This window comes from Paraburkholderia sp. BL21I4N1 (assembly GCF_002973525.1).
Lineage (GTDB): Bacteria > Pseudomonadota > Gammaproteobacteria > Burkholderiales > Burkholderiaceae > Paraburkholderia.
On sequence record NZ_PVEN01000019.1, the window covers coordinates 32117 to 45051 of the forward strand.

General features: G+C 63.5%; 8 protein-coding genes. 7 read left to right on the plus strand and 1 reads right to left on the minus strand.

The features are described 5' to 3' along the window. Positions 1 to 22: 22 nt before the first annotated feature. The 3 genes from B0G83_RS32135 to uvrA all read left to right on the plus strand — a co-directional run bounded on the left by B0G83_RS32135 (position 23) and on the right by uvrA (position 9157). Positions 23 to 1336, plus strand: a complete 1314-nt coding sequence (locus tag B0G83_RS32135; protein ID WP_105511368.1) for an MFS transporter — start codon at positions 23 to 25, stop codon at positions 1334 to 1336. Positions 1337 to 1497: 161 nt separating this feature from the next. Then, positions 1498 to 2985, plus strand: coding sequence for an amino acid racemase (locus B0G83_RS32140; RefSeq protein ID WP_105511369.1), 1488 nt, complete (start codon positions 1498 to 1500; stop codon positions 2983 to 2985). A gap of 280 nt (positions 2986 to 3265) precedes the next feature. Continuing rightward, on the plus strand, positions 3266 to 9157 hold the full coding sequence (gene uvrA / locus B0G83_RS32145) for an excinuclease ABC subunit UvrA (RefSeq protein ID WP_105511370.1): 5892 nt from the start codon (positions 3266 to 3268) through the stop codon (positions 9155 to 9157). 213 nt (positions 9158 to 9370) lie between these two features. Here the strand turns inward: uvrA and B0G83_RS38335 are convergent, their stop codons facing one another. Next, the gene (locus B0G83_RS38335) at positions 9371 to 9712 is read right to left on the minus strand and encodes a hypothetical protein (protein ID WP_146120327.1); all 342 of its coding nucleotides are present in this window, start codon (positions 9710 to 9712) and stop codon (positions 9371 to 9373) included. A gap of 540 nt (positions 9713 to 10252) precedes the next feature. Here B0G83_RS38335 and B0G83_RS32150 point away from each other — a divergent pair. From B0G83_RS32150 to B0G83_RS32165, 4 genes are all read left to right on the plus strand, one after another. Next, positions 10253 to 10915 carry an energy transducer TonB gene (locus B0G83_RS32150; protein ID WP_105511371.1) on the plus strand — a complete coding sequence of 221 codons (663 nt, stop codon included), beginning with the start codon at positions 10253 to 10255 and terminating at the stop codon, positions 10913 to 10915. A gap of 76 nt (positions 10916 to 10991) precedes the next feature. Then, positions 10992 to 11909 (plus strand): MotA/TolQ/ExbB proton channel family protein, encoded by a 918-nt coding sequence (locus B0G83_RS32155; RefSeq protein WP_105511372.1) that lies wholly within the window; start codon positions 10992 to 10994, stop codon positions 11907 to 11909. A gap of 12 nt (positions 11910 to 11921) precedes the next feature. Further along, positions 11922 to 12344, plus strand: coding sequence for a biopolymer transporter ExbD (locus tag B0G83_RS32160; RefSeq protein WP_105511373.1), 423 nt, complete (start codon positions 11922 to 11924; stop codon positions 12342 to 12344). Between the two features lie 162 nt (positions 12345 to 12506). After that, positions 12507 to 12935: a biopolymer transporter ExbD gene (locus B0G83_RS32165; protein WP_035551441.1), complete on the plus strand. Its 429-nt coding sequence runs from the start codon at positions 12507 to 12509 to the stop codon at positions 12933 to 12935.

Sequence of the window (12935 nt, forward strand, 5' to 3'; positions counted from 1 at the left end):
AGAACGACCTTGGAGACAAACCATGAATCGCGAGCCAGACGACCATGCCGCAACCCGGCAACCCACCCGCGCCGCAGCGGCGGCTTTCGTGGGCACCACCATCGAGTGGTACGACTTTTACATCTACGCCACGGCCTCGGCGCTGATTTTCGGCAAGCTGTTCTTTCCCGGCAGCGATCCGTTCTTCGCGACGCTGGCGTCGTTCGGTACCTTCGCGGTCGGCTTTTTCGCGCGACCGTTCGGCGGCCTGGTGTTCGGCCACCTGGGCGATCGCATCGGCCGCAAAAAGGCGCTGGTGGCGACGCTCGCGATCATGGGCGTCGGCACGGTCGGCATCGGCTTCCTGCCGACTTACGCGAGCGCCGGCGTGTGGGCGCCGGTGTTGCTGGTGCTGTTGCGCGTCGCGCAGGGCATCGCAATCGGCGGCGAATGGGGCGGCGCGGTGCTGATGGCGAGCGAACATGCGCCGCAAGGTAAACGGACTTTCTTCGCGTCGTTCGCGCAACTCGGCAGTCCGGCGGGTTTGATCCTGTCGCTGATCGCGTTCCGCGCGGTGGCGTCGATGGATAAGGGCGCGTTTCTTAGTTGGGGCTGGCGCCTGCCGTTTCTCGCCAGCGCAGTGCTGCTGGTGGTCGGCCTGCTGATCCGCGCGGGCGTCGACGAATCGCCGGAATTCAAGGCGCTCAAGGCACAACGCCGGGTCGCCGCGCTGCCGGTCGCCGAAGTGGTGCGTGACGCGTGGCGCACGCTATTGCTGTGTCTCGGCGCGAACGTGATCGGCGTGGCCGGCGCGTGGTTCGTCAACACCTTCATGCTCAATTACACGACGCAGACACTCGGCCTCGATCGCTCGTTGATTCTCGATTGTCTGTTCGTGGTGGCGTTCATTCAGTTGTTCACGCAACTGGGTTCGGGCTGGTTCGCGCAACGCATCGGCACCGGACGTTTCCTGAAAGGCGCGGCGGCGCTGGCCATGCTGTCGCCGTACCCGATGTTCGCGCTGGTCTCGACCGGCCGGCCGCTGGCGATCGTGACCGGCATCGCGCTGGCGGTGATGTGCATGTCGAGTTCGTATGCGGTGATGGCCGGCTTCATGTCGACCGCGTTCCCCGTGCGCGTCAGGTATTCGGCGATCTCGCTGTCGTACCAGGTGTGCGCGGCGTTGGCGGGTGGCTTGACTCCGTTGATCGGCACCGTGCTCGCGCATCGCTATCCTGGCGCCTGGTGGCCGCTGGCCGTGTTTTATAGCGTGCTGGCCGGGATTTCGCTGGTGTGCATCGGCACGCTGGAGCGCCGCAAGCAGGGCACGGCGCGGACCGTCGTCGAAGCGGCCTAGACGACGCGCCGGTGTGTCGTTGCACCCGCTGGATAACGTGCCGAAATTGTTTTTCGTGGTTAACCCCACGTCATACTCGCGCGACATAATGTCATCCTCAAGCGCGCAGAACTCGCTCGCCATTCAGGCGGGCGATATAAAAATGACAGGGGAAGGTCATCATGAATCGCTATCGTTCGCTGGGCGTTGTGACCGGCGCGGCGCAACTCGCCAGCGCCGACGTCTTGTGCCGGATGAGCGCGGCCTGGCAACGGCCCGGCGCGGTGAAGCCGTTCGATCTCGTGCTCGAGGAGCGGAGCTGGCAAGGTCCGGCTTCGCAGAGCGCGGCGAACGCCGGCTTCAAGATTCACGTATTCGACACGCTGCGCGCATTCGAAAAACGCGGCGTCGATGCGATCGTTCTGCCGTGCTTCCTCAGCCACACCTTTATCGACGAACTGTCGGCGAACGTTGCGCTGCCTGTCGCGAACATCATGAGCGCGCTGTCGGCGCATGTTCGCCAGGCGTTTCCCTCGGTGCGCCGGATCGGCGTGCTGACGTCCGACGCGATCCGCGACAACGGTCTCTTTGAGCGCTATTTCGACGCCGCGCGCTTCGACGTGCTGCATCCGCTCAATGCAGCGGGCGTCGATTGCGTGACGAGCGCGGTGTTTGGCGACGCGGGCATCCGCAGCGGTCATTGCTACGGCAAGCCGATCGAGTTGCTGCGCGCGGCTTGCGCCGATCTCGTCGCGCAAGGCGCCGAGATTATCGTGCCGGGTCTCGCGGAAATCGCGCTGGTGGCGCGCGCGCTCGACACGCAACCGGTGCCGCTCGTCGACGCCAATCTGGTCTACGCGCGTTACGTTGCCGCGGCGCAATTTACGCAGCCGGAGCGGCGCTTCAAGGTGGGCGTGCTGGGCGGCGTCGGCCCGGCGGCCACCGTCGATTTCATGAGCAAGCTGGTGCGCAACACGCCCGCCGCGCGCGACCAGGATCACATCAAGATCATGGTCGAGCAGAATCCGCAGATTCCGGACCGTACCGACGCGCTGCTCGGCCGCGGCGCCGATCCGACGCTCGCGCTCTACGCCGCCTGCAAGACGCTCGAAGACGGCGGCGCGGATCTGATCGCGATTCCGTGCAATACGGCGCATGCGTTCGTCGAACAGATCCAGCCGTCGCTGACCATTCCGATCGTGAATATGCTGACCTGTACCGCCGATTATCTGCGCGACGCTTTTCCCGACGTGCGTGAGATCGGCGTGCTTGCCACCACGGGCACGCTCGCCAGCGGCGTCTACGAAACCGCGCTCGAAGCGAGCGGCTTCGTGCAGATCGCGCCGCGCGCGCCCGCGCAGGCGCGGCTGATGAACGCGATTTACGGACCGAACGGCGCGAAGGCGGGGCTGAGGTCTGGCGAGTGTTGCGAGGATCTGGCGGCGGCGATCGACGATCTGGTCGCGCAAGGCGTGCAGGTCATCGTGCTGGGCTGCACGGAGTTGCCGCTGTTGATGCGTGACGGTGCGCCGGGCGGTGAGGGCGTTGGCCCAGACGGGCAGACGGTGCGCTTCGTCGATCCGACCGACGTGCTCGCGCGCCGCTGCGTGGCTTACGCGCGGGGTGCGGGCACGCGGGTTAGTACTTGCGTGGAAGGCGTGTTCGGCTAGGCCAGCCGCACCGGCGCCTTATTGCGCGCCGGCCCGATTCGGTTTCCGTTGCGCCCGACGCCGGTTCCGGCGCATCCCACTCTCTGTTCTCACAACGGCACGACGCTTGCTGACCGACTGGTCGGCTCGCTCGTGTCATGGAAAACTGTATAAATATACAGTATAGTATCCCGTTGCAACCCGGGCTTTGGCGTGTGTCCCCGCCGGCTCAACTGCACCGAACTTGCGCGGTCGCGAGGCGTCCGTGAGAGGTGGCCCACTCCTTCAAACGGTCGAAAAATTGGCATCTAACGGCATCATTCAGATTCGCGGCGCGCGCCAGCACAACCTCAAGAACGTCGATCTCGACGTACGAACCGGCGAAATGACGGTTGTCACCGGCCCGTCCGGGTCCGGCAAGTCGAGCCTCGTGTTCGACACGCTGTACGCGGAAGGGCAGCGGCGCTACGTCGAAACCTTCAGCGCCTACGCGCGGCAGTTCCTCGACCGCATGGACCGGCCGCAGGTCGACCGGGTGGACGGCGTGCCGCCCGCCATCGCGATCGACCAGACCAATCCGGTGCGCAGCTCGCGCTCCACGGTCGGCACCATGACGGAGCTCAACGACCACCTGAAGCTGCTGTACGCGCGCGCGGCCGAACTGTTCGACCGTCAGACGTCGCTGCTGGTGCGACACGACACGCCGGAAACCATCTACGCCGAACTGGTCGAACGCACCGCGCAGCAGGGCGCCGAACCGCGTCTCGTCGTCACGTTCCCGGTGGAGTTGCCGGAATCCGCTTCTGAACAGGAAGTCGAGCAATGGCTGTCGGCGAGCGGATATACGCGCGTCCAGGCGCAGCGCGAGGTGGATTCGCCCACCGGCCGGCGCAAGCTGCTCGACGTGGTGGCCGACCGTTTCCGTCTGAGTTCGGTCGACAAACAGCGAGTGGTCGAGGCGATCGAGGCATCGCTCAAGCGCGGCGGCGGGCGTGCGAATATTTACGTGCTGCCGGCGTCGTCGGAAGGACCGGCGAGCGAGGCGGCCGAGCCGGTGATCTGGCGTTTCTCCACCGGTTTGCATAGCCCGGAAAGCGATCTGCGCTACGCCGATCCGCAGCCGGCGCTGTTCTCGTTCAACTCGGCTTACGGCGCATGCGAAGTCTGCCGCGGTTTCGGCCGTGTGATCGGCGTCGACCTCGGACTGGTGATTCCCGACGCCCGCAAGACGTTGAGCGAAGGCGCGATCAAGCCGATGCAAACGCCGGCGTGGAAGGAGTGCCAGGACGATCTGATGCGTTACGCGACGAAAGCCGGCATCCGTCGTGGCACGCCGTGGGGCGAGCTGACGGACGCCGAGCGCGACTGGGTCATCAACGGCTCGCCGGACTGGAACGGCAAGTGGCAAACGCATTGGTACGGCGTCAAACGCTTCTTCGAGTACCTCGAATCGAAGGCGTACAAGATGCATATCCGCGTGCTGCTGTCGAAGTACCGCAGCTACACGCCGTGCGAAACCTGCGGCGGCGCGCGGCTGAAAACCGAATCGCTGCTGTGGCGTCTCGGCAGCAAGGCGAATGCGGACCAGGTGCTGCCGGAAGGCAAGCGCTTCATGCCGCGCGGCGTCGAGTGGAGCCGTCCGCAACTTGAAGCGTTGCCGGGTCTGACCGTGCACGATCTGATGCTGATGCCGATCGAGCGTATCAGGCGTTTCTTCGACGAAATCAGCCTGCCGAGCGCGTTGCTCGACGATGCGCTCAAACTGCTGCTCGCCGAGGTGCGCACGCGCCTCAAGTATCTGTGCGACGTCGGCCTCGGTTATCTGACGCTCGACCGGCAAAGCCGCACGCTGTCCGGCGGCGAGGTGCAGCGGATCAACCTGACCACGGCACTCGGCACGTCGCTGACCAAGACGCTGTTCGTGCTCGACGAGCCGAGCATCGGCCTGCACCCGCGCGACCTGAACCGTATCGTCGAGGCCATGCATCGGCTGCGCGACGCGGGCAATACGCTGGTGGTGGTCGAACACGATCCGTCGGTGATGCTCGCGGCGGACCGGCTGATCGACATGGGTCCGGGCCCGGGCGAACGCGGCGGCTCGATCATTTACGACGGCGCGCCCGAGGCGATCCGGTCGTCCGGCACGCTGACCGGCGAATACCTCGGCGGTCGCCGGCATGTGGCGGACGCGGCGCACTGGTCACAGCGGCCAGTGGATGCAAAAACGCCGCGCATCGTGCTCGAGGGCGCGACCGAACACAATCTGCGCGACGTCACGGTAGAGATTCCGTTGCAGCGGCTCGTCTGCGTGACGGGCGTGTCGGGGTCCGGCAAATCCACCTTGCTACAGGACGTGCTGTATCCCGCCATGGCGCGGCACTTCGGTATCGCCACGGAATCGCCCGGCGCATTCCGCAGCCTGACGGGCGCCGAACAGGTCACGGACGTCGTGTTCGTCGACCAGTCGCCGATCGGCAAGACGGCGCGCTCGAATCCGGCCAGCTACGTCGGCGCGTTCGACGAAATCCGCAAGCTGTTCGCGAAGGCGCCGCTCGCGCAGCAGCGCGGCTACGGTCCGGGCATGTTCAGCTTCAACTCGGGCGACGGGCGTTGCCCGACCTGCGGCGGCTCGGGTTTCGAGCACATCGAGATGCAGTTCCTGAGCGATGTGTACCTGCGTTGTCCGGATTGCGATGGCCGCCGTTATCGCGCCGAATTGCTCGAAGTGAAGATCGAGCGCGGTGAACTGGCGCGCGCGTTGAGCATTGCCGATGTACTCGAATTGACCGTCAGCGAAGCCACCGCCTACTTCGCGAAAGACGCCGAAGTGTTGCGTGTGCTGCAGCCTATCGTCGACGTCGGCCTCGAATACGTGAAGCTCGGTCAGCCGGTCCCCACGCTGTCCGGCGGCGAAGCGCAGCGTCTCAAACTGGCCGGCTTCCTCGCGGAATCGGCGCAGGCGAGCACCGCGCGCAGCGCGAACAAGCCGATCGCGAAACGTCTGTTCATGTTCGACGAACCGACCACCGGCCTGCATTTCGACGACATCGCCAAGCTGATGCAGGCGTTTGGCAAGCTGCTCGCGAGCGGCCATTCGCTGATCGTCATCGAACACAATCTCGACGTGATTCGCGCGGCCGACTGGCTGATCGATCTCGGCCCCGAAGGCGGCGACGGCGGTGGCCGCGTGCTGTGCGCGGGCACGCCGGAAGAGGTTAAGCAGTGCGCCGAATCGCATACGGGCGAAGCACTGTTGCAATACGACCGTGCCATGGACGCGGCGGCCGAACCGGCATCGCAAGGCATTCCGTTGCAAAAGGCGCTGAGCGCGGCGCGTGCGCGCCGGGCGATCGAAGGCGAAGACGTGGTGCGAATCGTCAATGCGCGCGAGCACAACCTGAAAGCGCTGGACGTGGACATTCCGCACGGCAAATTCAACGTGATTACCGGCGTGTCCGGTTCGGGCAAGTCCACGCTCGCGTTCGACATTCTGTTCCACGAAGGGCAGCGCCGTTATCTCGAGTCGCTGAATGCCTATGCGCGCTCCATCGTGCAACCGGCCGGGCGGCCCGAGGTCGACGCGGTGTACGGCATTCCGCCGACCGTCGCGATCGAACAGCGGCTCTCGCGCGGCGGCCGCAAGAGTACCGTCGCGACCACCTCCGAGGTGTGGCACTTCCTGCGTCTGCTGTACGTGAAGCTCGGTTTGCAGCATTGCATTCACGACGGCACGCCGGTGACGTCGCAGAGCGTCGAGTCGATCGCGGCGCAGTTGCTGCGCGATCACAAGGGGCAGCATGTCGGCTTCCTCGCCCCTCTGGTGGTGAACCGCAAGGGCGTCTATACGGATCTCGCGAAATGGGCGAAGGCGCGCGGCAATACGCATCTGCGGGTGGACGGCGAATTCGTGCCGGTGGACCCGTGGCCGAAGCTCGACCGTTTCCGCGAACACACCATCGAATTGCCGGTGACCGACCTAATCGTGTCGCCGGATCATGAAGCCGAGCTGCGTCAGGCGCTCGACCAGACGCTGGAAATCGGCAAGGGCGTAATGCACTTGCTGGCGCCGCTCGACGGTCTGCATGCCGCGATCAGCGGCGGCAAGCCGACCGCGAAGCTGGGCGCGGTGAAGGTGCTGTCGACCAAACGCGCGTGTCCGACGTGCGGCACCAGTTATCCGGAACTCGATCCGCGCATGTTCTCGTACAACAGCAAGCATGGCTGGTGTACCACCTGCGTCGGCACGGGTCTCGAACTCACGCGCGAGCAGCGCGCCGCGTACGACGACACGATCGTCGTCGACGATAATCGCGGCCGCGAGCAGAGCTTGCCGTCGGAAGAGCAGGAACCGGAAGGCCTCGTCGACGAACCTTGTCACGATTGCCACGGCACGCGGCTGAACCCGACCGCGCGCGCAGTGACGTTCAACGCGCAGGCGATTGTCGACGTCGCGCAATGGACCGTGTCTGATACACGCGCGTGGATCGATACGCTGGAAATGACGGGGCGCGACGCGGAAATCGCTCGCGACGTGATTAGCGAAATCGGCAGCCGTCTGCAGTTTCTCGAAGAAGTCGGGCTCGGCTATCTGAGTTTGGATCGCGCCGCGCCTAGCCTGTCGGGCGGTGAGGCGCAACGTATCCGGCTGGCCGCGCAATTGGGCAGCAATCTGCAGGGCGTGTGTTATGTGCTGGATGAGCCGACCATCGGTTTACATCCGCGCGACAACCAGATTTTGCTGAACGCGCTGCGTAAGCTCGGCGATAAAGGCAACACGCTGGTGGTCGTCGAGCATGACGAAGATACGATTCGGCGTGCCGATCACATCATCGATATCGGGCCGGGCGCCGGTAAGCGCGGCGGCACGCTGATCGCGCAGGGCAGTGTGAGCGATCTGTCCGCGCAGCCGGATTCGCTGACCGGACAGTTTCTCGCCAATCCGATCGTGCATCCGTTGCAGCCGCGTCGCGAAGTGAAGGCGGCGAGTAAGCGCGCGCCCGCGGTGCCGGAGAACTGGCTGACCGTGCACGGTGCGAAGCTGCACAACTTGCGCGATGTCACGGTGGGCATTCCCCTGTCGCGATTGGTCGCGGTAACCGGCGTCAGTGGTTCGGGCAAGTCCACGCTCGCGCGCGACGTGCTGATGACCAATCTGCTGGATGCGGTCGGGCGTTCGGTGCTGTCGTCGCCAGCTACGCGGCGGGCACGCGCGGCGGCGGAAGAGAAGCCGGCGGCGAATCGTCGTTCGAGCGTGCTGGCACGTTCGGCGCCACGCGTGCCGTTGGACGTGACGCATGCATGGCAAGGCTGCGATTCGATCACCGGGTGGGAAACGATCGACCGTGTGCTCGAGGTCGATCAAACGCCGATCGGCAAGACGCCGCGTTCGTGTCCGGCTACCTACATCGGCGTGTGGGATGCGATCCGCAAGCTGTTCGCGGGCACGCTCGAAGCGCGTGCGCGTGGCTACACGGCGTCGCGCTTCTCGTTCAATACCGGCGAGGGGCGCTGCCCTGCTTGCGAGGGGCAGGGCGTGCGGACCATCGGCATGAGCTTTCTGCCGGACGTGAAGGTAGGTTGCGACGTGTGCCATGGACAGCGCTTCAATCCCGAAACGCTCGCGGTCACATGGCGCGGCAAGAATATCGGTGACGTACTGACCATGGAAATCGACGAGGCCGTCGAGTTCTTCGCGCCGATCTCGAACATCGCGCATCCGTTGCAATTGATGAAAGACGTGGGGCTGGGGTATCTGACGCTCGGTCAGCCGTCGCCCACGTTGTCGGGCGGCGAAGCGCAGCGGATCAAGCTGGTGACCGAGTTGAGCAAGGTGCGCGACGACATCACACGCCGCGGTCAGAAGCCGCCGCATACGCTGTATGTGCTGGACGAACCGACAGTCGGCCTGCATATGGCGGACGTCGCGAAGCTGATCCGCGTGCTGCATCGTCTCGCGGACGGCGGGCACAGCGTGGTGGTCATCGAGCACGATCTGGACGTGATCGCCGAGGCGGACTGGATCATCGACCTGGGTCCGGAAGGCGGCGTGGGCGGCGGCAGCATTGTCGCTGCCACGGATCCCGAGGGGCTCGTACAGGTCACAGCCAGTCACACCGGCGTGGCCTTGCGGCCTGTGCTGGCCCGGACACAGCGCGACACGGCGGTGGCGGCGGGCGAAGGTACGAACGGTTGAGGCCGAGGCGGTAAGGCGGCGTAATGAGTCGTTGCGCCGCGCTGATTCGATGGGTAGACCCGTGGGTCTGATATCGCGGGCTCTACCGGTCTGAAATGCCGTGCGCGGTTTCGGTAGCAATAGTTGCAACCTGCTAAAAATTAATAGTCGCAACCCAGCGGGTATTAATAGTCGCAACCCGGCAGGATTAACGGCAAGTCATTATTTGGGTTGTTAGTAAAATGTAATTAAATAAAGCTTATTTGTAATGAAACAAAAGACGTAACCAGGAGGCGCATTTAGAGTGTCGTAAATACCGCTAAAAAGTTTTTTCAAACGCGCTTTTCCTTCTGCTATCTTCTCGCCTTCGGCCGCGGCCTCGTTCCGCCGCCGATCATCAGGTCGGCCCTGTGTTCCCGATCCGCTTCGGCTGTCCCGCAGCCACCGCGGAAAGCCTGTCTGGAAGGCGATTCGCCTTGCCAGGAACTCGCTGCGTGAACTGTTCCAGTGTCCGTTGATGCGCCCCGCATGCGCGGCGGCATTCCCATTATCGAGTCGCGAAAGGCGATTCGGCATCTGTTCGAGGCGCGCTTATTCCTTTGAAGCGTCGCGAATACGGCATTAGTTAGAGTGTTCTCTCTAAACTTAGTATGCTCCCATCAAAAAAAGTTTGACCGCGCATTTTTTGTCCTGCTATCGTTGCCTCCCATGAAACGCATGTGACGTTTGCGCAAAAAGTTCCAGGCACTATCGCGGACCCTGCCCAATTCGTCACCAGCGTTGGATGCGAAAGAGAAATCCGCGAGACGAAATTAATCTATTGGTAGTTCTACTTAGAATAAGCGATCAGTGTCGCGGGACTCGTTGCGGCTGTTTCTCGCAGCTGCACGTGTCGTCGAATCGGAGCTGGAAAGCACGGCGGTCGTTTTGCACTGCAAATCAAACCACTGCCCGATCAACGGGCTCGGCTGAAGTGGAAGTTGTTTGCAGTTCCCGAAGGGCAATCCTCTTCGGGGCGTCATAAGCGCACTGCAGTTACAGAAATGGACGGTTCACGCCGGAGGAGTAAAGGTGGGTACGAAAGTGGAAGGACAATTTCCGGCAGCAGCGGCCCGGATGCAGAGGCCAGGACGACCCCGCGAGTTCGGGCGCAAGCAGCAAACCCCAGTACGCCGCTACGGCGGTATCGCAGCCGTTCTGCTCCTGCACATCGTGCTGATTTATGCACTCGTCAATGGCCTTGCCACCAAGGTCGTGCAGGTCATCCAGCATCCCATTGAAACGAAGATCATCGAGCCGGTGAAGCCACCGCCGCCGCCGCCGTTGCCGACCGTGCAGTTGCCGCCGCCGAAATTCGCGCCGCCGCCGCCGCCGTTCGTGCCGCCGCCGGAAGTGCAGGTGCAAACGCCGCCGCAGCAGACCATCACGCACCAGTCCGCACCGGTCGTGTCGGCGCCGGCTGTGGCAGCACCGGTGGTTGCGCCGCCCGCGCCAACCAAACCGGTCAGCACGGAAGTTGGCGTGGTGTGCCCGAATTCGGATCAGATTCGCTCGTCGATTCATTACCCGAAAGAGGCGCAGGAAAACAACGTCACGGGTGATGTGCTGATCGAGTTCGTGGTCGACCCGCAAGGCCACATCACGAATGAGCGTGTTGCCAAGTCGTCGGAAGATTCTTCACTGGATCGCGCTGCGTTCAACGCGGTCAAGCAGTTCACGTGCGTTTCCCAAGGCCAGGCTGTCCGTGTGCAAGTTCCGTTCTCGTTTAACCTGAACTGAGTGCACAGGCTGTTCGGTACCGGTAGCGATTTGTCAGTCTTGGTTTAGAAGTTGTACTAATGAACATGGAGCAGGCATGAAGAAGCGTACTCTCGCCGCATTGGCGGCAACCCTGTTGTTCGCCGTAACCACGGTGGATACCTTTGTAGCACCGCATATGGCGAATGCACAGGCTAGCGACGCTACCGCGTCGGCTGCCGCCGCACCGGCTTCGGCCGCTGCCACCGCTACGCCGCAGACGGCCTCGGCCGCCGACGACGCCGTGCCGCCGCCGCAGCCCGCTGCGTCCGAAACCGTCAACAACCCGTACGGCCTCGGCGCATTGTGGAAGAACGGCGACTTCGTCGCCCGCTTCGTGCTGATCCTGCTGGTGCTGATGTCGATGGGCAGCTGGTACATCATGATCACCAAGTTTTTCGAGCAGTTCCGTGCGAACCGCCGTGCGAAGAGCGCCGACGAACAACTGTGGACCGCACCGTCGCTGGCTGAAGGCGCGAAGCTGCTCGACGAGGCATCGCCGTTCCGTTTCATCGCCGAAACCGCGATCGAAGCAGGCGAGCATCACGACGAAGCGCTGCTCGAAGCAGTGGACCGCAATACGTGGATCGATACGTCGGTCGAGCGTGCGATCACCAACGTGTCGAATCGTCTGCAAGACGGCCTGGCGTTCCTCGGTACGGTCGGCTCGACGGCGCCGTTCGTCGGTCTGTTCGGTACGGTGTGGGGGATTTATCACGCGCTGACGGCAATCGGTATTGCCGGCCAGGCATCGATCGACAAGGTCGCGGGCCCGGTGGGTGAAGCGCTGATCATGACCGCAATCGGTCTGGCGGTCGCCGTGCCGGCCGTGCTCGGCTACAACTTCCTGGTTCGCCGCAACAAGTCGGTGATGGAGCGTGTGCGTGGCTTCGGCGCACAACTGCACACCGTCCTGCTGGCCGGCAGCCGCCGCTCGGCGCGCGCCACGGCGCGTGAAGCCTCGCTGGCCCAATAAGCGGAGTCCGTCATGGCAATGAGCGTCGGGCAGGACGACAACGACGAGGTCATCTCCAGTATCAACACGACGCCGCTCGTCGACGTGATGCTGGTTCTGCTGATCATCTTTCTGATCACGATTCCGGTGGTTACGCACACGGTGCCGGTGCAGTTGCCGAAGGAGACGATCCAGCCGCTGCAGACCACGCCGAAGAGCATCGTCATCGCGGTCAACAAGGATGGCGATTTCTTCTGGAACGAGAAGCAGGTCGATGGGCCGACGCTGCTGGCGCGATTGAAGACCGTTTCGGTGCAAACACCGCAGCCGGAAGTGCATGTTCGTGGCGATCAGTTGACGCGCTACGAATTCATCGGCCGCGTGATCACCGAGTGCGAACGTGCCGGTATCGCCAAGGTTTCGTTTATCACGGAGCCGCCGGCGCGCGGCGGTTAGGTTGGTATGGGACCGGACCAGGCGCTAAAGCGCCAGGTCCGGTCGACAGCTTCGCATGGGACTGGACTAAGCGCTAAAGCGCCAAGTCCGGTCGACAGCTTTGCATGGGACCGGACTAAGCGCTAAAGCGCCAAGTCCGGTCGACAGAAGTAGGAGTCGACAATGGGAATGAACGTATCGTCGGGCGGCGGCAGCGAGCCGGATGTGATGGTCGATATCAACACCACGCCGCTGATCGACGTGATGCTGGTGCTGCTGATCATGCTGATCATCACGATCCCGATCCAGACGCACGCGATCAAGATGAATCTGCCGGTCGGCAATCCGCCGCCGCCGATCACGCAGCCGGAAGTGGTGCAGATCGACATCGATTTCGACGGCACCACGACCTGGAACGGTCAGCCGGTGCCGGACCGCGCCGCGCTCGAATCGCGACTCGCTCAGGTAGCGGCGGAACCGGTGCAGGCGGAAATACATCTTCGGCCTAACAAGCTGGTGCCGTACAAGGATGTTGCGGCCGTGATGGCGTCCGCGCAGCGACTGGGCGCGACGAAAATCGGCCTGATCGGCAATGAGCAGTACATGCAATAG

Excerpts from the sequence above, each read along its gene's own strand:
- B0G83_RS32160 (WP_105511373.1), top strand. The coding sequence starts at position 11,922 with ATGGCAATGAGCGTCGGGCAGGACGACAACGACGAGGTCATCTCCAGT.
- B0G83_RS32165 (WP_035551441.1), top strand. The coding sequence starts at position 12,507 with ATGGGAATGAACGTATCGTCGGGCGGCGGCAGCGAGCCGGATGTGATG.
- B0G83_RS32135 (WP_105511368.1), top strand. The coding sequence starts at position 23 with ATGAATCGCGAGCCAGACGACCATGCCGCAACCCGGCAACCCACCCGC.
- B0G83_RS32155 (WP_105511372.1), top strand. The coding sequence starts at position 10,992 with ATGAAGAAGCGTACTCTCGCCGCATTGGCGGCAACCCTGTTGTTCGCC.
- B0G83_RS32150 (WP_105511371.1), top strand. The coding sequence starts at position 10,253 with ATGCAGAGGCCAGGACGACCCCGCGAGTTCGGGCGCAAGCAGCAAACC.
- B0G83_RS32140 (WP_105511369.1), top strand. The coding sequence starts at position 1,498 with ATGAATCGCTATCGTTCGCTGGGCGTTGTGACCGGCGCGGCGCAACTC.
- B0G83_RS38335 (WP_146120327.1), bottom strand. The coding sequence starts at position 9,712 with ATGCCGAATCGCCTTTCGCGACTCGATAATGGGAATGCCGCCGCGCAT.